The organism is Pseudomonas sp. B111 (assembly GCF_026428275.1).
Classification (GTDB): domain Bacteria; phylum Pseudomonadota; class Gammaproteobacteria; order Pseudomonadales; family Pseudomonadaceae; genus Pseudomonas; species Pseudomonas aeruginosa.
The window spans coordinates 542,999-565,045 of sequence record NZ_CP097857.1; the positions used below are offsets into that span (position 1 = coordinate 542,999).

Here is a 22,047-nt window from a genome sequence, read left to right on the forward strand (position 1 = left end):
CGTTGACTATTCAAGACCGGACGTGATGCGAAAAAGACAACGCCTCAGCGCTGCGAGAGCCCGGGCGCGTCGCCACTGAAGAAGCGCATGCCACGGCGCAGGTGTTCCAGGCAGGCGATCGCCGCCACGGTCAGCTCGCGGCCCTTGTGGCTGACGATCCGCGCGCGGGCGTCGCGCAGCGCCGGGTGGGCCAGCGGCAGGCAACGGATATGCCCGGCCTCGATCTCGTGGCTGACCGTCAACTCCGGCATGAAGGCCACGCCGATGCCGGACTTGACGAAATTGGTCAGCACCGCCACCGAGTTGGTGCGCAGCTTCGGCCTTAGCTCGATGCGCTCCAGTTGGGCGGCGATCACCGCCAGTTGGCCCATGCCGGTGCTGTTGTGGATCAACGCCAGCGACTCGTTGCGCAGCGCGCGCATCGGCACCGCGCCGCGGTGTCCGGCGAGGGCATGGTTGGCGGGGATGATCAGGTCGAGGGGCTGGCGGGTGTCGACGTGCACGTCCAGTTCGCCGTCCTCGACCGGGGCGTAGACCAGGGCCAGGTCGACGGCGTCTTCCTTGACCAGCGCCACGCCTTCGTTGGCCCCGGCCATGCGGACCTCCAGCTCGATGCCGGGGTAGCGCAGGATGAAACTCTGCAATGGCTGGGAGATCAGGTCGGCGATGAAGCCCTCGCCGACCGCCAGGCGCACCTTGCCCTGGCGCAGCCCCTGCAGGGCCGACAGACGCGACAGCACGCCCTCTTCGTTGGCCCGTTGCTGGCGGTAGTGCGCCACCAGCAGCTCGCCGGCCTCGGTAGGCGCCACGCCTTGCGGGGTGCGTTGCAGGAGGCGCACGCCGAGATGTTCCTCCAGGCTGGCGAGCTGCCGGCTGATGGCCGAGGGGTCGATGTTCAGGTGCTGGGCGGCGCGGCGAAGAGAACCGTGGTGGATCACCTCGTTGAGGTAGGCCAGGGCGCGCTGGCTGAGGCGGATCATCGCGGCTCAGTCCAGCAGCGACAGGGTCACCGGCGTCCGGTGGTTGTCCTCGACCCGCACCTCCAGTTCGCCTTCCGCCAGGCGCGCCTTCAGGCGCTGTCCCGGCTGGGTCTGGCCGGCATCGCGGATCGCCCGGCCACGCTCGTCGAGGAGGATGCTGTAGCCGCGGCCCAGGGTCGCCAGCGGGCTGACCACGTTGAGCGTCTGCGCCAGTCCTTCGAGGCGCTGACGACGATCCTTCAGTACCTCGCGGGCGGCGCGCGGCAGGCGCGCGGCGAGGCTGTCGAGCTTCTGCCGGAGCAGCGCCAGGGTGCGGCCCGGATGCTGTGCGGCGAGACGCGTCTCCAGGCGGACCAGGCGTTCGTGGCGGACCGCCAGCTGGCGCTCGAAGGCACGGCGCAGGCGCATGTCCAGGTCGTCCAGGCGCTGCGCCTGCTGGCGCAGGCGTTCTCCGGGATGGCGCAGGCGGCGGGCGACGCCTTCCAGGCGCAGGCGTTCGCGCAGCAACTGGTCGCGCATGCGCAGCACCAGGCGCCGGCGCAGGCCGTCGAGACGCTGCTGCAGGTCGCCGGCGTTGGGCGCCAGCAGTTCGGCGGCGGCCGAAGGCGTCGGGGCGCGCACGTCGGCGACGAAGTCGCTGATCGATACGTCGGTCTCGTGGCCGACCGCGCTGACGATCGGCGTGGCGCAGGCCGCCACGGCGCGCGCCACCGCTTCTTCGTTGAAGCACCAGAGGTCTTCCAGGGAACCGCCGCCCCGGGCCAGGATCAGCGCGTCGAAGCCTTGCCGGTCGGCCAGTTGCAGCGCGCGGACGATCTGCGCGACGGCCTCGCGGCCCTGCACTGCGGTGGGCACCAGGGTCAGCTCGACCTGCGGTGCGCGGCGGCGAAACACGCTGATGATGTCGCGGATCACCGCCCCGCTGGGCGAACTGACGATACCGATGCGGCGCGGATGGGCGGGCAGCGGACGCTTGCGTTCGCTGGCGAACAGGCCTTCGCCGGCGAGTTTTTCCTTCAATGCCTCGAAGGCCAGGCGCAGGGCGCCGTCGCCGGCCGGCTCGACGGTATCGGCGATCAGCTGGTAGTCGCCGCGTCCCTCGAACAGCGAGATCTTCCCGCGCACCTTTACCGCCAGCCCGTCGCGCAAGGCCTGGCGTACGCGCAGGGCGTTCTGCCGGAACAGCGCGCAGCGGATCTGCGCGTTGCTGTCCTTGAGGGTGAAGTAGACATGACCGGAGGCCGGCCGGGCGAGGTTGGACAGCTCGCCCTCGACCCAGATCTGCGGGAACACGTCTTCCAGCAGCAGGCGGGCGCGCTGGTTCAGTTGGCTGACGGTCAGCACCTCGCGATCGAGGCCGAGCCGTTGGAAGGGATCGTTACGCATGGGCGGCATGATAAGGCGGCGCACCGGGATGTGCGATCAATCCTTGGCTTCGTTCGGCAGATTCTCCAGGAAATATTCGACGAAGCCTTCCACCAGGGGGCTATCGTCGCGTCGCCAGGCCAGCGCCACCTCGCTGTATGCCTCGGCCTCGGCCAGAGACATGAAGCGCACGGCGGGCGGTGCGATGGCGCGCATCGAGGCGGGCACCAGGGCGACGCCGAAGCCGGCCTCGATCAGTTGCAACTGGCTGGTCTTGCGCGACAGCGCGCGCGCCGGGCGTGGGTAGAAACCGGCGCCGAGGCAGAGTTCGGCGGCGCGATAGCTGAGGCCGCCGCGTTGCAGGTGGGGAATGGAGACGAAGGTTTCTCCGGCCAGGGCGGCCAGGGCCACGGGGGCTTCACGGCGGGCCAGCGGATGGTCGGCGGCGAGAGCCAGGAGCAACGGCTCGCGGTACAGGGCGCGCAGGTGCAGCCGGGGATGCTGGCGCAGCACCGGCAGGCGCAGCAGGCCAAGGTCCAGGCGTCCTTCGGCGAGATCGGCGAGTTGCTGCTCGGAGGATTGCTGGGTCAGTTCCAGGCGGACGCCGCTCTGCGCCGCGAGGTAGCCGCGCAGCGCCGCTTGCAGGCCGCCCACCAGCGGCACCGAGCTGGAGTGCCCCAGGCGCAGCAGGCCATGGCCGCCTTCACCGACCTCGCGAGCCAGGCGCCGGGCGGCCTCCAGGTCGCCGAGCAGGCGCTGCGCGCGTGGCAGGAAGGCGCGACCGGCCGGCGTCAGCTCGACCTGGCGCGGACCGCGGCGGAGCAGTGGGGTGCCGATGCTGTCCTCCAGTTCGCGCACCTGCCGGCTGAGCGCCGACTGGGCGACGAACAGGCGTTCGGCGGCACGGCTGAAGCCGCCGGACTCGACGATTTCGACGAAGTAATGGAGTTGCCGCAAAGAGATCATCGGAAGATTCCCCATGCCTTTTCGAGATGGCTACAGGGCTCGGATTGTATTGGCTGGCGCGCCGTTGCGCTCGCTAGAGTGCGCAGGTCGTCGTTCCGGGAGTCGCCATGTCCTCGCTCGATCCGTCAGTCCTGTTCGCCGCCCTGCCGTTCAGCCTATGGCAATGGCTGCTGGTTGAACTGGCCATCGTCCTCGCCTATGTGGTGTTCGGCATCGCCGGCTTCGGCACCGCGCTGGTCGCCGGCCCGTTGCTGGCCGGGGTGCTGCCGCTGTCGCAGATCATTCCGCTGCTGGTCCTGCTGGATTTCAGCGCGTCGTTCGGCAACTGGCTGCCGGCGCGGCGGCAGATCGCCGTCACTGAGCTCAAGCGTCTGCTGCCCTGCATGTTGCTGGGCTGTGCGCTCGGGGCGTACGGACTTCTGGCGCTACGCGCGGAGCTGCTGATGCTGGCCCTCGGCGTGTTCGTCAGTTTCTATGCGCTCTACGCGCTGTTCCTCCAGCCACGCGGCCAGCCGCGCTGGCGGGCGACCTGGGCGTTGCCCTTCGGTGTCTTCGGCGGGCTGTTCGGCGCGTTGTTCGGCAGCGGCGGCTTCCTTTATTCGCTGTACCTGAACGGACGCCTGGCGAGCAAGGAGCAGATGCGCGCCACCCAGAGCGCGCTGATCGGTTGTAGCACCTTCGTCCGCCTGGGGCTGTTCCTGCTCGCCGGGCTGTATGCCGCGCGCGAGCCCTGGCTGCTCGCCGCCTGCCTGCTGCCGGGCATGGCGCTGGGCCTGTGGATCGGCCGTCGGGTGACCCTGCGTCTGTCGCGTGAAGCCTTCGTCCGCCTGGTCACCTGGCTGGTGCTGTGCAGCGGCCTGGCGCTGGTCGGGCGCTACCTGGCCGCTTGAAGCGGCTGCGCCGGGCACAGGCCGAACTGTGCGGCCAGCTCTTCGAGGCGCTGGCGCTGGAAGTCGCGGAACGCCGCGTTGGGCTGCTGCAACTCGATGAAGTCGCGCAGCGGGTCGCGCACCGCGCTGCGCACGCCGCTGAGTTCTTCGATCACAGCCAAGCCGCAGAACGGCACGTAGGCTTCCGAGTAGCCGCCTTCGTGGACCACCACCAGGCGTCCGCCGGCATGCCGCTCGGCCGCGTCGCGAACCATCGCGGTCATCGCCCGGAAGCTGTCGCTATGCAGTTGCATGCGTGCCAGCGGGTCCACCGCGTTGGCGTCGAAGCCACTGGCGACCACGATCAATTGCGGGCGGAAGCGCTCCAGCGCCGGCAACACGATGCGTTGCATGGCCTGCATGTAGGCGTCGTGACCGCCGCCGGGAAGCAGCGGCACGTTGAGGTTGAAGCCACGACCGCGATCCTCGCCGATGTCTTCGGCGCCGCTGTAGCCAGGCGGGAAGCAGCCGTCCTGATGCAGGGAAATGCTCAACACGTCGTCGCGCCGGTAGTAGATCGCCTGGGTGCCGTTACCGTGGTGCACGTCCCAGTCCAGCACCGCGACCCGCTCGACGCCGTGGCGCGCCTTGGCCGCCTCGATGGCCACGGCGATGTTGGCGAAGAAACAGAAGCCCATCGCCTGGTCCGGCAGGCAGTGATGACCTGGCGGCCGCGACAGCGAGTAGGCGTTGTCCGCCTCGCCGGCGAGCACCGCGTCCAGCGCGGCGATGGCCAGGCCGGCGGAGAGCCGGGCGATCTCGTAGCTGCCCGGGCCGATCGGCGCGTCCTGGCCGAGGCTGCCGCCGCCGGCGTCGCTCAACGCCTTGAAGCGTTCCAGATAGTGCGCCGGATGCACGCGCAGCAGGTCCTCGTCGCTCGCCGGCGGTGCGCTGCGCAGTTGCAGGTGGGCGGTCAGGCCGGACACGTCGAGCAGGCTTTTCAGCCGGCGCTTGGTTTCCGGTGATTCGGCGTGTCCGGCGGCGGCAGGCGGTTGCACCCAGCCGCCGACCGGCAGGGTCAGCGCGTGCGGGCCGGCGGCGTGCCAGAGGCAGAGTTCGTCGAAGAAGAAAGCGGTACGTCGGGTCATGGCGGGTATCCGTGGTTCGGGAAAGGGTTTCAGCGTGGCCGGCAGGCCAGGGCCAGTAGCAGCGAGAGGCCGGCCAGGCCGGCGGCGATCGGCAGCAGCGGGAGGAAACCGCCGCTGCTTTCGATGAGTCGTCCGGCCAGCGCCGGGCCGATGGCCAGCCCGCCGCCGATGACCAGGTTGGAGGCGTTCATCAGGCGGCCGGAGCGGTCCAGGTCGGCGAGGCAGGCGAGGATGAACGGCAGGGCGAAGGTCCAGGTGAACTTGAACAGCAGCGTGGCCAGGGCGAAGCGCGCCAGCGGCGGCTGGCCGATCAGCAGGAGGATCGCCGCGGCCATCGCCAGGTAGCCGCCGAGCAGCATCAGGTCGCGCGGCAGGCGGTTGCCGATGAAGGAGGCGCAGGCCGCCCCGGCGATGCCCATCAGGGTGGCGACGGCGAGTACCTCGCCGCTGGCGCCGGCACCGATCCCCGCGCCTTCGGCGATGGCGCCGATGAAGGTCCAGACGCCGCTGAGGCTGATATAGAAGGTGAGCACGGCGAGGATGCCCAGCCCGACCCGCAGTCGCGAGTGAACCGCGCCGGTACTGGCGCGGGCTTCCGCCGGCGGGCTGCCGCTGGGGAAGGCCCGCGACAACGGCAGGGCGAGGCCCATCAGGCCGGCCAGCAACAGGTAGCAGGCGGCCAGGCCGAAGCGTTCGAACAGCGCCGGCAGCAGTGCCAGGCCGACGGCGCCGACCACCAGTTGGCCCATCACCCAGAGCCCGTAGACCCGGCTCGGGGTGGCGGTGCTGGCGGCGCTGGACAGGCAGAGGATCATCAGCGAGCCGCCGGCGAGGGCGCTGCAGAAACGCAGGGCGAGCAGCAGCGGGTAGCTGCCGGCCAGCGCCGAGGCCAGGTTGGCGGCGATGAACAGCAGGCCGGCGAGCAGCGCCGCGTGGCGCCAATCGACGCGTTTCAGCCAATGGAAAGCCGGCAGCGTCGCCAGGCTCATGGCGCCTAGCTCCACCGAAAACAGGTCGCCGACCCGCGCCGGGCTCAGTTGCCACTGGGCCGCCAGTTGCGCGGCGACGGCGGGGGCGGTCATCAGGATGGTCGGGGTGATCGCGGCGAACACCACGATGGCCGCGAGCAGCGCGAGGTTGCCGGACGCCGGAGAGGCGCTGGCGAGAGTCTTGTCGGAAGCGTTCATGGCTGCGCCCCCTCAGAACACATGGACCAGGCGCAACAGGGCCTGGCTGCCATGGAACGCATTGTCGGTGGCGACGTTGCGCGAGAGACCGAACATCAGGCTGTTGCGCCGGTCCAGCCAGTGGCCTAGCTCGAAGCCGAGTTGGGTGTAGCGCTGGTGGGTGTCGTCGAGGGTATGGCCCTGCAGCTTCAGTTCGCCGCCATCGGCGTGCACCAGCTTGAGGGCGCCGTAGGTGCTCTGGCTGAAGTCGTAGGAGGCGAAGGCCTGCAGGCGATAGAGCGGTTTCTGTTCCAGGTCGCTGCCGAAGTAGTCGTCGTTCTTCGCGTAGAACTGCGCTTCCAGGTTGGCTTCCAGCACCCAGTCGCGGCCGATGCCCTGGGTGTAGTTGTAGACGAAGGTGGCGCCCCAGCGGTTGGCGCCGGGCGAGACATCGGGGTTCTTCGCGTGGTACTCGCCCAGCGGCAGGGTGATCAGGGTCAGCAGGCCGCTGTAGCGGCGCCGTTCCGGGTCGTTGATGAAGAACAGGGTGCCGCCGACCTGGGGATCGCCGAAACCGGTCTCGCCGGTATGCCCGACGCTGCCGGGCAGGCGCGCATCGATGTCGACGAAGGGAATGATGAACTGCGGCGTGCAGAGAGTGCCGCAGATGTCGCTGAAGAACACCTGGCGGTAGGCCACCGCGTTGGTCTTCAGTTCGGCCTTGCCGTTGCGATCGGCCGGCCCGTGGAACTCATGGGCGCGGGTCGCCGGCAGGTAGAGCACGCCGAGCGTGGTGCCCGCCGGGGCGCCGAAGAAGTCGCGGGCGTTGAGGTCGGCGGCGCCGGCCTCGGCGCCCAGCAGGAGCTGGATGCCGAGCAGCGCGAGGGCGCTGGCGGTCGGTACGGCCATCGAGGCGGTGCGGTGGGTCATGTGACGGTCTCCCCGGTCGTTGTGTGCCCGGCGTTCGTCGCGCCGGTGGTGGTTGCGCCTTTTCGCAGGCGAAAGGGCGCCCATGCCGCCCTTGGCGGGGCGGTCGAAGCGGTGATGGCAGGGGTGGAGGGCTGTCAGCCAGGCGGGAACTGGTGCAGCAGGTGGGCGATGCTCGCCTTGTCGTTGACGCCGAGCTTGGAATAGATGGTGCGTATGTGATGGCGCACGGTGTTCGGCGCCAGGCCGAGGTCGCGGGCGATCTGCTTGTAGGTCTTGCCTTCGCTGAACAGCAGGGCGACGTCGCCTTCGCGATTGCTCAACTGTTCGATCGCGCTCGGTTGCCGCGCGGTGAGCAGGTAGAGGTCGCCGACCTGCCGCGAGTCGATCACCAGGCGCGCATCGCGATAGCCCTGCGGGCTGGTTTCCTCCGGCAACTGCGGACCGGTCCAGCCCGGCCAGGCGCCGAGCAGCAGGTCGACGAAGCCGCGTTCGGCGCAATGCAGCACGCCGTAGCGGTCGCATACCGCCATGGCCAGAGCCTGGCGTTCGAGGGATTCGCGCAGGGCCACCAGGGTACGGATCTGGTTGGCCGAGACGGCCGCGGCCAGGTGCGCCGAGAGTTGCCCGAGGAGCAGCTTCTCCTGGTCCGCGAAGGGCGGGCTGCCAGGCGTGCGATAGAGGGCGACATGGTCGCTGAGTCGGGTGATCGGATCGACGTGGATCACGCAGAGCAGCTCACCGATGTCGTGACGCGCGCCAAGCCAGCGCAGCCCGGCGGTGGCCTGCATGTCGACGGCCACGGCGGTGCCCGGGCGGGCGTGTACCAGGCCGACGGTGATGTCGTCGTGGCTGATCGATTTCCAGTCCTCGACATAGTGCTCTTCGAGGTTGAACAGGTGTGCGCTGTGCTCCACCGGCACGCCGTCGATCAGCGCCGCGCGGCCCCACCAGGCACGCTGGAACGGCACCAGTTGCTGCAGACGTTCCAGCGCGGTGCGATGGAAACGCTCCAGGGTCTTGTCGCGCGCCAGCCGGTTGATGTCCAGCACGGCGGCGCCGAACGCCGCGAGCAAGGCTGCGGATGACGAATGCGGGTCAGTGCTCCCTTTCATTCTCTCCCCCGTCCCACTTTTATAGTTCTTGGAATCGGCGTCCCGCCGCCTGGGCGGTCGCTGGGTGACGTACGCAGTATCCGGCCATCCGCCGCCGCGCTGCCATCCTGCAAATGCGGGATAGGACAGGCGGAACGGGGCCTGGCGGGCGCCTTGCAAGATATTTGCCCATTCGCCGTTTTCGGCGATCAACTGCGTTGAGCGGAAGCGCGTGGCTGGGTATAATGTCGCGCTTCCATTTTTCCCGTCTGGGAGCGCCCGCCATGCTGCGAATCAGTCAAGAAGCCCTGACTTTCGACGACGTCCTTCTGATCCCCGGTTATTCCGAAGTCCTGCCCAAGGACGTGAGTTTGAAAACTCGCCTGACCCGCGGCATCGAACTGAACATCCCGCTGGTATCCGCCGCGATGGATACCGTGACCGAAGCCCGCCTGGCCATCGCCATGGCCCAGGAAGGCGGCATCGGCATCATCCACAAGAACATGGGCATCGAGCAGCAGGCCGCGGAAGTCCGCAAGGTCAAGAAGCACGAAACGGCCATCGTCCGCGACCCGGTCACCGTGACCCCCTCGACCAAGATCATCGAACTGCTGCAGATGGCCCGCGAGTACGGCTTCTCCGGCTTCCCGGTGGTGGAGCAGGGCGAGCTGGTCGGTATCGTCACCGGTCGCGACCTGCGGGTGAAGCCGAACGCCGGCGATACCGTCGCCGCGATCATGACCCCGAAGGACAAGCTGGTCACCGCCCGCGAAGGCACCCCGCTGGAAGAGATGAAGGCCAAGCTCTACGAGAACCGCATCGAGAAGATGCTGGTAGTCGACGAGAACTTCTACCTGCGTGGCCTGGTGACCTTCCGTGACATCGAGAAGGCCAAGACCTACCCGCTGGCGTCCAAGGACGAGCAGGGCCGCCTGCGCGTCGGTGCCGCCGTCGGCACCGGCGCCGATACCGGCGAGCGCGTCGCCGCGCTGGTCGCCGCCGGGGTCGACGTGGTGGTGGTGGACACCGCTCACGGCCACTCCAAGGGCGTGATCGAGCGCGTGCGCTGGGTCAAGCAGACCTTCCCGGACGTCCAGGTGATCGGCGGCAACATCGCCACCGCCGAGGCCGCCAAGGCCCTCGCCGAGGCTGGCGCCGACGCGGTCAAGGTCGGCATCGGCCCGGGCTCGATCTGCACCACCCGCATCGTCGCCGGTGTCGGCGTGCCGCAGATCTCCGCCATCGCCAACGTCGCCGCCGCCCTCGAGGGCACCGGCGTACCGCTGATCGCCGACGGCGGCATCCGCTTCTCCGGCGACCTGGCCAAGGCCATGGTCGCCGGCGCCTACTGCGTGATGATGGGCTCGATGTTCGCCGGTACCGAGGAAGCGCCGGGCGAGATCGAGCTGTTCCAGGGCCGTTCCTACAAGTCCTACCGCGGCATGGGTTCGCTGGGCGCCATGTCCGGCTCCCAGGGCTCGTCCGACCGCTACTTCCAGGACGCCTCCGCCGGCGCCGAGAAGCTGGTGCCGGAAGGCATCGAGGGTCGCGTGCCGTACAAGGGTGCCCTGTCCGCCATCGTCCACCAGCTGATGGGCGGCCTGCGCGCCGCCATGGGCTACACCGGCAGCGCCGACATCCAGCAGATGCGCACGCAGCCGCAGTTCGTCCGGATCACCGGCGCGGGCATGGCCGAGTCCCATGTCCACGACGTCCAGATCACCAAGGAAGCCCCCAACTACCGGGTTGGTTGAGGCCTATTGAAATGAGTGCTGCACGGGGCTGTTCGATTCAGCCCCGTGTCGTTTTCGAATTCCGTAGCGAGAGATGGCCATGTCCCAAGACATTCACGCCCACCGTATCCTGATCCTCGATTTCGGCTCCCAGTACACCCAGCTGATCGCCCGCCGCGTGCGCGAGATCGGCGTGTATTGCGAAATCCATCCCTTCGACATGAGCAACGAGGCGATCATCGCCTTCGCGCCGCGCGGCATCATCCTCGCCGGCGGTCCCGAGTCGGTACACGAAGCCGACAGCCCGCGCGCGCCGCAGGCGGTGTTCGACCTGAAGGTGCCGCTGTTCGGCATCTGCTACGGCATGCAGACCATGGCCGAGCAGATGGGCGGCAAGGTGCAGGGCTCCGACCTGCGCGAGTTCGGCTACGCCCGCGTCGACGTGGTCGGCAAGGCGCGCCTGCTGGACGGCATCGAGGACCACGTGGACGACGACGGCGTGCTCGGCCTCGACGTGTGGATGAGCCACGGCGACAAGGTCACCGAGATGCCGGCCGGCTTCCACATCCTGGCCAGCACCCCGAGCTGCCCGATCGCCGCCATGGCCGACGATGCCCGCGCCTACTACGGCGTGCAATTCCACCCGGAAGTCACCCACACCAAGCAGGGCCTGCGCATTCTCTCGCGCTTCGTCCTCGACATCTGTGGTTGCGCCGCGCTGTGGACCCCGTCGAACATCGTCGACGACGCCATCGCCACCGTGCGCGCCCAGGTCGGTTCCTCCAAGGTCCTGCTCGGCCTCTCCGGCGGCGTGGACTCCTCGGTGGTCGCCGCGCTGCTGCACAAGGCCATCGGCGACCAACTGACCTGCGTGTTCGTCGACAACGGCCTGCTGCGCCTGCACGAAGGCGACCAGGTGATGGCCATGTTCGCCGAGAACATGGGCGTGAAGGTGATCCGCGCCAACGCCGAGGACAAGTTCCTCGGCCGCCTGGCCGGCGTCGCCGATCCGGAAGAGAAGCGCAAGATCATCGGCCGCACCTTCATCGAAGTCTTCGACGAAGAAGCCACCAAGCTGCAGGACGTGAAGTTCCTCGCCCAGGGCACCATCTACCCCGACGTGATCGAGTCGGCCGGCGCCAAGACCGGCAAGGCCCACGTGATCAAGTCGCACCACAACGTCGGCGGCCTGCCGGAGGACATGCAGTTCGAACTGGTCGAGCCGCTGCGCGAACTGTTCAAGGACGAAGTGCGCAAGATCGGCCTGGAGCTGGGCCTGCCCTACGACATGGTCTACCGCCACCCGTTCCCCGGCCCGGGCCTGGGCGTGCGCATCCTCGGCGAGGTGAAGAAGGAGTACGCCGACCTGCTGCGCCAGGCCGACCACATCTTCATCGAGGAACTGCGCGCCTTCGACTGGTACCACAAGACCAGCCAGGCGTTCGTGGTGTTCCAGCCGGTGAAATCGGTCGGCGTGGTCGGCGACGGCCGTCGCTACGCCTGGGTCGTCGCCCTGCGCGCGGTGGAGACCATCGACTTCATGACCGCACGCTGGGCGCACCTGCCCTATGAACTGCTGGAGAAGGTCTCGAACCGCATCATCAACGAGATCGCCGGTATCTCCCGGGTCACCTACGACGTGTCGAGCAAGCCACCGGCGACTATCGAGTGGGAATGATCGGCTCGCGCCGATGAGAGGAAAGGGCAGCTTCGGCTGCCCTTTTCGTTTGCTCCGGATCAGCAAAGAGGCAGTTGCACGGAGCGATGGCTCGCCTTCGCGGCTGGGAAATGAGAAAATCTATCATTTCCCAGCCGCAGTACCCGCGAAGGTGAAGGCTCCATGACATTTACCCGTAGACAAGTGCTCGGCGGCCTCGCCGGGCTGGCGGTGGTCGGCCTCGGCGCCGGCGGCGCGCGCCTCTGGCTGGCGCGTCCGCAGGTGGCGCAGGAGTACGACTACGAACTGATCGCCGCGCCGCTGGATCTGGAGATCGTCCCGGGCTTCAGCAGTCCGGCGCTGGCCTATGGCGGCCAGTGCCCCGGCGTGGAGTTGCGGGCGAAGCAGGGCGAGTGGTTGCGGGTGCGCTTCACCAACAGGCTGGACGAACCGACCACCATCCACTGGCACGGCATCCGCCTGCCGATCGAGATGGACGGCGTACCGTACATTTCCCAGCCGCCGGTGCAGCCGGGCGAGAGCTTCATCTACCAGTTCAAGACCCAGGACGCCGGCAGCTACTGGTACCACCCGCACCTGATGAGCAGCGAGCAGCTCGGCCGCGGACTGGTCGGCCCGCTGATCATCGAGGAGCGCGAACCCACCGGGTTCCGCCACGAGAAGGTTCTCTGCCTGAAGACCTGGCACGTGGACGAGCAGGGCGCCTTCACCCCCTTCAGCGTGCCGCGCCAGGCCGCGCGAGAAGGCACCCGCGGGCGCTATTCGACGATCAACGGCAAGCATGTGCCGACCATCGACCTGCCGGCCGGGCAGATCGTCCGGGTGCGCCTGCTGAACGTCGACAACACCGTCACCTACCGTCTCAACCTGCCCAACGGCGAGGCGAGGATCTATGCCATCGATGGCCATCCGGTGGAACCGCGCGGATTCGAGGGGCAGTACTGGATCGGCCCCGGGATGCGCCTGGAGCTGGCGCTGAAGGTGCCGGAAGCGGGCACCGAGCTGTCCCTGCGCGACGGGCCGGTACGCCTGGCGACGATCCGCAGTGTGGCCAGCGCCGAGGCTCCTGCCGGCGACTGGCCGAAGCCGTTGCCGGCGAATCCGGTGAGCGAACCGGACCTGGCCAATGCCGAGAAGATCGGTTTCCGTTTCGAGTGGGTCGGGGCGATGTCCGATACCAGCGGCAAGAATCCCTATCCGTCGTTCTGGCAGATCAACGGCAAGGCCTGGGAAGGCGGCGAGGAGCACAAGCACAACGCGCCGCCGCTGGCCAAGCTCAAGGAAGGCCAGAGCTACATCTTCGAGCTGCGCAACATGGCGCAGTACCAGCACCCGATCCACCTGCATGGGATGGCCTTCAAGGTGCTGGATTCGGATCGCCGGGAGATCATCCCGTACTTCACCGACACCTACCTGCTGGGCAAGAACGAGACCGCCCGCGTCGCGCTGGTGGCGGACAATCCGGGCCTGTGGATGTTCCACTGCCACGTCATCGACCATATGGAGACCGGCCTGATGGGGACCATCGCGGTCGGCGAGGCCTGGTGCGGGTGACTAAGCTGATCAGCAACGGCAAGGGCTACCCGACGGTAAAAGGCGTGCGTCCGATCATCGATCGCAGCCGGGACCCGCATTTCATGCGCGAGGCCCTGGCAGAGGCGGAAAAGGCCGCGGCCCTCGGCGAAGTGCCGGTGGGCGCGGTCCTGGTGCGCGAGGGCGAGATCATCGGGCGGGGCTTCAACCGGCCGATCAGCAGCCACGATCCCAGTGCCCACGCCGAAATGCTGGCGATCCGCATGGCAGCGGCGGAGGCGGGCAACTACCGGCTGCCAGGCAGCACCCTGTATGTGACCCTGGAACCCTGCAGCATGTGTTCCGGACTGCTGGTGCACGCCCGCATCCAGCGCCTGGTGTACGGCACGGTCGAGCCCAAGTCGGGCGCAGTGGAAAGCCGTGGGCGATTCTTCGAGCAGGAACATCTCAACCATAGGGTCATGGTCGAGGGCGGCGTGCTGGCGGAAGAATGCAGCCAGGCGCTCTCGGCGTTCTTCCGCGCGCGGCGCGAAGCGGCGAAGAAGTCTCGCGAAGACTGACGGATGTTTCTCTTTTCGAACGCTCCGGCTGAAACGTTAAAGCACGCCATGGCGCCTTCCTCTCCTTCAAAAGCCATCTGCATCAATTATTTATCCGGATATTTCGGACGATCGGCATAGGCGTAAAGTCGTAGTCGCCGCGCGCTTCCTTCGTCGAATTGTGTGATATTTTGCACGGCCGCTTGAGCAAGCGGCCCGCAGGCAATGGCTTCAGGTGAGAGCGAGCCCGCCTGCGGATACCCCCGCCGGACCGCGCAGCCGAAAAGCGCGGCCGGTCCGGAGGCGTCCGCGATTCCCGGCCCTGCATTGTCCTCGAAGAAGGCCATCGGTACGGCGGTCCTGGCCGCCTCCCGCACAATGCCAATTCGAAATGCAGGGAGTTGTTGTCATGAGTGATACCCGGGTCCAGCAGTATCAGGATCACGCCGGGGCGGAAGCCGTCGATTCCTCGGGACTGGAGGTCAAGCGCCTGACGTTCCTCGAGGCGGTGGCGATGATCGTCGGAACCAACATCGGCGCAGGCGTGCTGTCCATGGCCTACGCCAGCCGCAAGGCCGGCTTCATGCCATTGCTGCTCTGGCTGGCGGTGGCCGGCCTGTTCACCACCATTTCCATGCTCTACGTCTCGGAAACCGCCCTGCGCACGCGCACCCACAACCAGTTGAGCGGCCTTGCCCAGCGCTATGTCGGCTCCTTCGGCGCCTGGGCGATTTTCCTGTCCGTGGCGGTCAACAGCATCGGCGCACTGATCGCCTATATGAGCGGCAGCGGCAAGATCCTCAGCGCCTTCTTCGGCATCAGCCCGGCCCTGGGCAGCGTGCTGTTCTTCATTCCGGCCGCCGGCGTGCTGTACCTGGGACTGAGCGCCATCGGCAAGGGCGAGAAGTTCATCAGCATCGGCATGGTCAGCATGATCCTGATCCTGGTGGCGGCCACCCTGCTCAACGACAATACCGAGTTCGCTCGCCTGCTCGAAGGCGACTGGATCTACATGGTCCCGGTATTCAACATCGCGGTGTTCTGCTTCTCCGCCCAGTACATCGTCCCGGAGATGGCCCGTGGTTTCAGCCACGCCCCGGAGCGCCTGCCGAAGGCGGTGATCACCGGGATGCTGACCACCTTCGTCCTGCTCAGCATCGTGCCGCTCTCGGTGATCGCCCTGACCGGCCTGGAGAACCAGTCCGAAGTCGCCACCCTGGCCTGGGGCAAGGCGCTCGGCGAATGGGCCTTCTTCACCGCCAACACCTTCGCCCTGTGCGCCATGCTGACGTCCTACTGGGGCCTGGGCGGTAGCTTCCTGACCAACATCTTCGACAAGTTCCACAAGCTCGGTCCGGAGAACCGGCCGAAGACCCGCCTGCTGGTGCTGGCGATCGTCGCACTGCCGCCGTTCGTCCTGGCCTACAGCGGGCTGGTCGGCTTCGTCAACGCGCTGTACTTCGCCGGGGCCTTCAGCGGGGTGATTCTCTCGATCATGCCGATCCTGATGCTGCGCTCGGCGCGCAGGAACGGCGACTTCGAGCCGGCCTGGAAATGCGGCTGGATCGCCCATCCGGCGATCCAGGCGGTGATCGTGACGATCTACCTGGCCAGCGCCGCCTACGCCATTTGCAGCGCCATGAACCTGCTGCCGGCCGGCTGGTAGGTCATCGCTGCCGGAAGAGGCCGCCATTAGGCGGCCTTTTTCATGGGATTTATTTTATCCGGATAATATTGTCGCTCTATTTATATCCGGGTATTATTCGGGCGTTCCATCCATGGGAGCCTGTCATGGCCAATGATCCATACATCCAGTCCTTCACCTGCTTCGACGGCACGCGCCGGCTGCTGACGGCGGCGCTGCCGGAGGTTGCGCTGGCCTTGAAGCAAGCGGTCGCCGGCGGTGCTGCCGGGCCGCTGCTGGTGTTCGACAATGCCACTGGGCGCTCCGTCGATCTCGATATCCGCGGTTCCAGCGAGGACCTGCTGGCGCGCCTGGTCGGCGCAGGCGAGCGGCAACCGGCGGAGGAGGCCGCGCCGCGCGGGCGCGGGCGGCCGAAGCTGGGCGTGGTGGCGCGCGAGGTGACCTTGTTGCCGCGCCACTGGGAATGGCTCGCCGCGCAGCCCGGGGGCGCCTCGGTGGCGCTGCGCAAGCTGGTCGAGGAGGCGCGCCGCAGCCAGTCCGGGCGTGCGCGGCAGGCGCAGGAGCGCGCCTACCATTTCATGAGTGCGATGGCCGGCGACCTGCCGGGCTTCGAGGAGGCGACGCGGGCGCTGTTCGCCGGGGATCGCGAGGGCTTCGCCGAGCGGATCGCCGGCTGGCCGACCGATGTGCGCGAGCACGCCGCCTGGCTGGCAAGCGACGGAGGATCCTGAGGGGAGGGGGCGGCTAGAGTTTCTCGTCGCCGCTGTCTTCTTCCGGGCGCGTCTTGTTCACGCCGGGCAGGTGCAACCCGCTCTCGGCGATCTGGCTGCCTTCCATCTGCGGCTGGGTCACCCAGGTGAGGATGTCGTAGTAGCGCCGCACGTTCTGTACGAAGTGCACGGTCTCGCCGCCGCGCGCATAGCCGTAGCGGGTCTTGGCGTACCACTGCTTCTGCGCCAGGCGCGGCAGCATCTTCTTCACGTCCAGCCACTTGTTCGGGTTGAGGCCTTCCTTCTCGGCCATCTTGCGCGCGTCTTCCAGGTGCGCGCCGCCGATGTTGTAGGCGGCCAGGGCGAACCAGCTGCGGTCCGGTTCCTTGATGCTCTCGGGCAGTTCGCTGCGGATCTGCACGAAATACTTGCTGCCGCCCTGGATGCTCTGCTTCGGGTCGAGCCGGTTGGACACCCCCATCGCCTGGGCGGTCCGGTTGGTCAGCATCATCAGGCCGCGCACGCCGGTCTTGGAGGTGGCGCCGGGCTGCCACAGCGATTCCTGGTAGCCGATGGCGGCGAGCAGGCGCCAGTCGGTATCCAACTGCTTGCCGCTCTGCTTGAAGTGGCTTTCGTAGCGCGGCAGGCGTTGCTGCAGGTGCTGGGCGAAGGTGTAGGCGCCGACGTAGCCGAGTACGTCGACATGCCCGTAGTAACGGTCCTTCAGGCGTTGCAGCAGGCCTTCCTTCTTGGCCTGGTCGAGGAACGCGTTGACCTCGTTCATCAGGCTGTCGTCGTCGCCGCCCGGCAAGGCCCAGGCCAGCCCGCGGGCTTCGCCGAAATCGAAGGCGACGCGGACGTTGGGGAAGTACACCTGGTTCATCGCCAGTTCGTTGGAGTCGACCAGGGTCAGGTCGATGTCGCCGACGTCGACCATGCGCAACAGGTCGACCACTTCGACAGCATCGGATTCTTCGTACTTCAGTTCGGGATACTGCTTCTTCAGCTCGGCGAGCTGCTCCGCGTGGCTGCTGCCCTTGAGCACCATGATGCGCTTGCCGACCAGGTCTTCCGGGCGGGTCGGGCGCTGCTGGCCGTTGCGGTAGATGATCTGCGGGGTGACGTCGAGGTAGGTGTGCGAGTAGCGCACGCTGGCGTCGTCTTCGCGTCCCGGGGTCAGGCCGGCCGCGGCGAGCGCCGGGCCGCCCTCGCGGGAAAGCTGGGCATAGAGGTCGTCGAGGTTGTCGGCGGTCTCGATCTTCAGCTCGACGCCGAGACGCTCGGCGAAGCGCTTGGCCAGTTCGTATTCGAAGCCGGTTTCGCCGTTGCGGTCCTGGAAGTAGGTGGCCGGGCTGTTGCGGGTGATCACGCGCAGTACGCCCTCCTTCTGCACGCGCTCCAGGGCGGTAGGGGCTTTCGCCTCGCTACAGCCCGCAAGCAGCAGAAAGATGCCGGTCGCCAACAGCCAGGCGGCGCAACGTAAGCGGTACGCGGTCAGGGCAAACATCGGCGCAGTATACGCAAAGGCGAGACGGCGCCATATCTCGACAGCCGGGACCTTCTCTGCTAGCGCCGGGATACCGTTCGTCCGCCGTTTCGCTTGCCCCGTCGCAGAGCGCTGCGGCGCCGTTCTCGAAGTGCTTCGAAGCGGGCCGCCGCGGATCCGATGGAGGGCTATGCGATAGCCATCGGCGCGGGTGCCGCCGGACGGTGCTTTACGGTAGAATGCACGGCCTCTGCGGGCCGGCCCGGCCGGCCCCCACACCTTCCCGTCTCCAGAGGCTGTTCCGACAATGCTGATCCTGCGCGGCGCTCCCGCCCTTTCCGCTTTCCGCCACGGCAAACTGCTCGAGCAACTGACCCAGCACGTACCTGCCGTTACCGGGCTGTACGCTGAGTTCGCGCATTTCGCCGACGTCACCGGCGCGCTCACCGCCGACGAGGAGCAGGTGCTGGCGCGGCTGCTGAAATACGGCCCGAGCGTGCCGGTGCAGGAGCCCAGTGGCCGGCTGTTCTTGGTGGTCCCGCGCTTCGGCACCATCTCGCCGTGGTCGAGCAAGGCCTCCGACATCGCCCGCAACTGCGGCCTGGCGAAGATCGACCGGCTGGAGCGCGGCATTGCCTACTATGTGCAGGGCGAACTGTCCGAGAGCGATGCCCAGCAGGTCGCCGCCCGCCTGCATGACCGCATGACCCAACTGGTGCTGGACCGCCTGGAAGGCGCCGCCGAGCTGTTCAGCCATGCGCAGCCCCGCCCGCTCACCGCCGTCGACGTGCTTGGCGGCGGTCGCGCCGCGCTGGAGAAGGCCAACGTCGAGCTGGGCCTGGCCCTGGCCGAGGACGAGATCGACTACCTGCTGAAGAGCTTCGGCGAACTGGGGCGCAACCCGCACGACGTCGAGCTGATGATGTTCGCCCAGGCCAACTCCGAGCATTGCCGGCACAAGATCTTCAATGCCAGTTGGGACATCGACGGGCAGGCCCAGGACAAGAGCCTGTTCGGCATGATCAAGAACACCTACGAGATGAACCGCGAAGGCGTGCTGTCCGCATACAAGGACAACGCCGCGGTCATCGTCGGCCATGTCGCCGGGCGTTTCTTCCCCGATCCGCAGACCCGCGAATACGCCGCCAGCCGCGAGCCGGTGCAGATCCTGATGAAGGTGGAGACCCACAACCACCCGACCGCCATCGCGCCGTTCCCCGGTGCCTCCACCGGTTCCGGCGGCGAGATCCGCGACGAGGGCGCCACCGGCCGCGGCGCCAAGCCGAAGGCCGGCCTGACCGGCTTCACCGTGTCCAACCTGCAGATCCCCGGTTTCGAGCAGCCCTGGGAAGTGCCCTACGGCAAGCCCGAGCGCATCGTCACCGCGCTGGACATCATGGTCGAGGGCCCGCTGGGCGGCGCCGCGTTCAACAACGAGTTCGGCCGTCCGGCGCTGACCGGCTACTTCCGTACTTTCGAGCAGAAGATCGCTACCCCTCACGGCGAGGAAGTGCGCGGCTACCACAAGCCGATCATGCTCGCCGGCGGCATGGGTAACATTCGCGACGAACACGTGCAGAAGGGCGAGATCAGCGTCGGCGCCAAGCTCATCGTCCTTGGCGGCCCGGCCATGCTGATCGGCCTGGGCGGCGGCGCCGCCTCTTCGATGGCCACCGGCGCCAGCTCCGCCGACCTCGACTTCGCCTCGGTGCAGCGCGACAACCCGGAAATGGAGCGGCGTTGCCAGGAAGTGATCGACCGCTGCTGGCAGCTCGGCGAGCGCAACCCGATCAGCTTCATCCATGACGTCGGTGCCGGCGGCCTGTCCAACGCCCTGCCGGAACTGATCAACGACGGCGGCCGCGGCGGTCGCTTCGAGCTGCGCGCGGTGCCCAACGACGAGCCGGGCATGAGCCCGCTGGAAATCTGGTGCAACGAGTCGCAGGAGCGCTACGTGCTGTCGGTGGACGCCGCCGACTTCGAGACCTTCAAGGCCATCTGCGAGCGCGAGCGCTGCCCGTTCGCGGTGGTCGGCGAGGCCATCGAGCAGCGCCAGCTGACCGTCGCCGACAGCCATTTCGACAACAAGCCGGTGGACATGCCGCTGGAAGTCCTGCTCGGCAAGGCGCCGCGCATGCACCGCGCGGTCACCCGCGAGGCCGAGCTGGGTGACGATTTCGACGCCGCCGGGCTGGAGCTGCAGGAAAGCGTCGAGCGCGTCCTGCGCCATCCCGCCGTGGCCAGCAAGAGCTTCCTGATCACCATCGGCGACCGCACCATCACCGGGCTGGTGGCCCGCGACCAGATGGTCGGGCCCTGGCAGGTGCCGGTGGCCGACTGCGCCGTCACCGCCACCAGCTTCGACGTCTACACCGGCGAGGCCATGGCGATGGGCGAGCGCACCCCGCTGGCGCTGCTGGACGCCCCGGCTTCCGGACGCATGGCCATCGGCGAGACGGTCACCAACCTGGCTGCCGCGCGTATCGGCAAGCTATCCGACATCAAGCTTTCCGCCAATTGGATGGCCGCCGCCGGCCACCCCGGCGAGGACGCGCGCCTGTATGACACGGTCAAGGCCGTGGGCATGGAACTGTGTCCGGAACTGGGCATCACCATCCCGGTGGGCAAGGACTCGATGTCCATGAAGACCCGCTGGCAGGACAATGGCGAGGACAAGAGCGTCACTTCTCCGGTCTCGCTGATCGTCACCGGCTTCGCTCCGGTCGCCGACGTGCGCCAGAGCCTGACCCCGCAACTGCGCCTGGACAAGGGCGAGACCGACCTGATCCTGATCGATCTCGGCCGCGGCAAGAACCGTCTCGGCGGCTCGATCCTGGCCCAGGTCCACGGCAAGCTCGGCCGCGCCGTGCCGGACGTCGACGACGCCGAGGACCTGAAAGCCTTCTTCGCGGTGATCCAGGGGCTCAATGCCGACGGCCATATCCTCGCCTACCACGACCGTTCCGACGGCGGCCTGATCACCAGCGTGCTGGAGATGGCCTTCGCCGGTCACTGCGGCGTCGAGCTGAACCTCGATGCCCTGGCCGATAGCCGCGAAGAGCTGGCGGCCGTGTTGTTCAGCGAGGAACTGGGCGCGGTGATCCAGGTTCGCGAGGGCGCCACTCCGGAAGTCCTCGCGCAGTTCAGCGCCGCCGGTCTCGACGACTGCGTGGCGGTGATCGGCCAGCCGGTCAACGGCTACGAGATCAACCTGAACTACAACGGCGAGACCGTCTACAGCGCCCAGCGCCGCATCCTGCAACGCATCTGGAGCGAGACCAGCTACCAGATCCAGCGTCTGCGCGACAACGCCGACTGCGCCGAGCAGGAGTTCGACGCGTTGCTGGACGAAGACAACCCCGGGCTGTCGATCAAGCTCAGCTACGACGTCAACGACGACATCGCCGCGCCCTACATCAAGAAGGGCGTGCGGCCGAAAGTGGCGATCCTCCGCGAGCAGGGCGTCAACGGCCAGGTGGAGATGGCCGCGGCGTTCGACCGCGCTGGCTTCGCCGCGATCGACGTGCACATGAGCGACATCCTCGCCGGGCGGGTCGACCTGGACGCCTTCAAGGGCCTGGTGGCCTGCGGTGGCTTCTCCTACGGCGACGTGCTCGGCGCCGGCGAGGGCTGGGCCAAGTCGATCCTCTTCAACGCCCGCGCCCGCGACGGCTTCCAGGCCTTCTTCGCGCGCAAGGACAGCTTCGCCCTCGGCGTCTGCAACGGCTGCCAGATGATGTCCAACCTGCACGAGCTGATTCCCGGCACCGAGTTCTGGCCGCACTTCGTGCGCAACCGTTCCGAGCAGTTCGAGGCGCGGGTGGCGATGGTCCAGGTGCAGGAGTCGTCGTCGATCTTCCTGCAGGGCATGGCCGGTTCGCGCCTGCCGATCGCCATCGCCCATGGCGAAGGCCATGCGGAGTTCGAGTCGGAGGAAGCGTTGCTCGAGGCCGACCTTTCCGGCTGCGTGTCGCTGCGTTTCGTCGACAACCACGGCAAGGTCACCGAAGCCTACCCGGCCAACCCCAACGGGTCGCCGCGCGGCATCACCGGGCTGAGCAGCCGCGACGGCCGGGTCACCATCATGATGCCGCACCCCGAGCGGGTGTTCCGCGCCGTGCAGAATTCCTGGCGTCCGGACGACTGGCAGGAAGACGGCGGCTGGCTGCGCATGTTCCGCAACGCCCGGGTCTGGGTGGACTGATCCG

Annotated in this window: 17 protein-coding genes; 8 read left to right on the forward strand and 9 right to left on the reverse strand. The window is 67.7% G+C overall.

Annotated features, from left to right (window positions below):
- Window positions 1–44: 44 nt before the first annotated feature.
- From M6E97_RS02550 to M6E97_RS02560, 3 genes are read right to left on the reverse strand one after another with little or no spacing between them, the layout of a single operon-like run.
- Entirely contained in the window at window positions 45–980 is a 936-nt protein-coding gene (locus M6E97_RS02550) for a LysR family transcriptional regulator (RefSeq protein ID WP_003092728.1), read from the reverse strand.
- Window positions 981–986: 6 nt separating this feature from the next.
- Complete coding sequence (xseA, locus tag M6E97_RS02555) at window positions 987–2,366, reverse strand: exodeoxyribonuclease VII large subunit (RefSeq protein ID WP_031685441.1); 1,380 nt, start codon at window positions 2,364–2,366, stop codon at window positions 987–989.
- 36 nt (window positions 2,367–2,402) lie between these two features.
- On the reverse strand, window positions 2,403–3,311 hold the full coding sequence (locus M6E97_RS02560; protein ID WP_003137872.1) for a LysR family transcriptional regulator: 909 nt from the start codon (window positions 3,309–3,311) through the stop codon (window positions 2,403–2,405).
- A gap of 107 nt (window positions 3,312–3,418) precedes the next feature.
- On the opposite strand from M6E97_RS02560, the gene M6E97_RS02565 reads away from it, so the two are divergent.
- Window positions 3,419–4,201 (forward strand): sulfite exporter TauE/SafE family protein, encoded by a 783-nt coding sequence (locus tag M6E97_RS02565; RefSeq protein ID WP_003118316.1) that lies wholly within the window; start codon window positions 3,419–3,421, stop codon window positions 4,199–4,201.
- Here the strand turns inward: M6E97_RS02565 and M6E97_RS02570 are convergent.
- The 4 genes from M6E97_RS02570 to M6E97_RS02585 all read right to left on the reverse strand — a co-directional run bounded on the left by M6E97_RS02570 (window position 4,186) and on the right by M6E97_RS02585 (window position 8,536).
- Window positions 4,186–5,328: a class II histone deacetylase gene (locus M6E97_RS02570; protein WP_009313474.1), complete on the reverse strand. Its 1,143-nt coding sequence runs from the start codon at window positions 5,326–5,328 to the stop codon at window positions 4,186–4,188. The genes M6E97_RS02565 and M6E97_RS02570 overlap by 16 nt on opposite strands.
- Window positions 5,329–5,357: 29 nt before the next feature.
- Window positions 5,358–6,515: an MFS transporter gene (locus M6E97_RS02575; protein WP_009313476.1), complete on the reverse strand. Its 1,158-nt coding sequence runs from the start codon at window positions 6,513–6,515 to the stop codon at window positions 5,358–5,360.
- A 12-nt stretch (window positions 6,516–6,527) separates the two neighbouring features.
- Window positions 6,528–7,424 carry a transporter gene (locus tag M6E97_RS02580; protein ID WP_023874986.1) on the reverse strand — a complete coding sequence of 299 codons (897 nt, stop codon included), beginning with the start codon at window positions 7,422–7,424 and terminating at the stop codon, window positions 6,528–6,530.
- 134 nt (window positions 7,425–7,558) lie between these two features.
- The gene (locus tag M6E97_RS02585) at window positions 7,559–8,536 is read right to left on the reverse strand and encodes a helix-turn-helix transcriptional regulator (RefSeq protein WP_033939612.1); all 978 of its coding nucleotides are present in this window, start codon (window positions 8,534–8,536) and stop codon (window positions 7,559–7,561) included.
- A gap of 263 nt (window positions 8,537–8,799) precedes the next feature.
- On the opposite strand from M6E97_RS02585, the gene guaB reads away from it, so the two are divergent.
- The 4 genes from guaB to tadA all read left to right on the forward strand — a co-directional run bounded on the left by guaB (window position 8,800) and on the right by tadA (window position 14,019).
- Window positions 8,800–10,269 (forward strand): IMP dehydrogenase, encoded by a 1,470-nt coding sequence (gene guaB / locus M6E97_RS02590; RefSeq protein ID WP_003092702.1) that lies wholly within the window; start codon window positions 8,800–8,802, stop codon window positions 10,267–10,269.
- 79 nt (window positions 10,270–10,348) lie between these two features.
- The gene (gene guaA, locus M6E97_RS02595; RefSeq protein WP_003105901.1) at window positions 10,349–11,926 is read left to right on the forward strand and encodes a glutamine-hydrolyzing GMP synthase; all 1,578 of its coding nucleotides are present in this window, start codon (window positions 10,349–10,351) and stop codon (window positions 11,924–11,926) included.
- A gap of 162 nt (window positions 11,927–12,088) precedes the next feature.
- Window positions 12,089–13,480 (forward strand): multicopper oxidase family protein, encoded by a 1,392-nt coding sequence (locus tag M6E97_RS02600; protein WP_003137910.1) that lies wholly within the window; start codon window positions 12,089–12,091, stop codon window positions 13,478–13,480.
- Window positions 13,471–14,019, forward strand: coding sequence for a tRNA adenosine(34) deaminase TadA (gene tadA, locus M6E97_RS02605; RefSeq protein WP_003129811.1), 549 nt, complete (start codon window positions 13,471–13,473; stop codon window positions 14,017–14,019). Before M6E97_RS02600 ends, tadA begins: the two co-directional genes overlap by 10 nt.
- 86 nt (window positions 14,020–14,105) lie before the next feature.
- Here the strand turns inward: tadA and M6E97_RS02610 are convergent, their stop codons facing one another.
- Complete coding sequence (locus M6E97_RS02610; RefSeq protein ID WP_152959661.1) at window positions 14,106–14,345, reverse strand: hypothetical protein; 240 nt, start codon at window positions 14,343–14,345, stop codon at window positions 14,106–14,108.
- A gap of 62 nt (window positions 14,346–14,407) precedes the next feature.
- On the opposite strand from M6E97_RS02610, the gene M6E97_RS02615 reads away from it, so the two are divergent.
- On the forward strand, window positions 14,408–15,664 hold the full coding sequence (locus tag M6E97_RS02615; protein ID WP_003092694.1) for an amino acid permease: 1,257 nt from the start codon (window positions 14,408–14,410) through the stop codon (window positions 15,662–15,664).
- Between the two features lie 125 nt (window positions 15,665–15,789).
- Window positions 15,790–16,374: a DUF2239 family protein gene (locus tag M6E97_RS02620; RefSeq protein ID WP_033939609.1), complete on the forward strand. Its 585-nt coding sequence runs from the start codon at window positions 15,790–15,792 to the stop codon at window positions 16,372–16,374.
- Window positions 16,375–16,387: 13 nt separating this feature from the next.
- Here M6E97_RS02620 and mltF read toward each other — a convergent pair whose 3' ends face one another.
- Window positions 16,388–17,860, reverse strand: a complete 1,473-nt coding sequence (gene mltF, locus M6E97_RS02625) for a membrane-bound lytic murein transglycosylase MltF (protein WP_003104806.1) — start codon at window positions 17,858–17,860, stop codon at window positions 16,388–16,390.
- 286 nt (window positions 17,861–18,146) lie between these two features.
- Between mltF and purL the strand changes: the two genes are divergently transcribed.
- Complete coding sequence (purL, locus tag M6E97_RS02630; RefSeq protein WP_003137917.1) at window positions 18,147–22,043, forward strand: phosphoribosylformylglycinamidine synthase; 3,897 nt, start codon at window positions 18,147–18,149, stop codon at window positions 22,041–22,043.
- The last annotated feature ends 4 nt before the right edge of the window (window positions 22,044–22,047 follow it).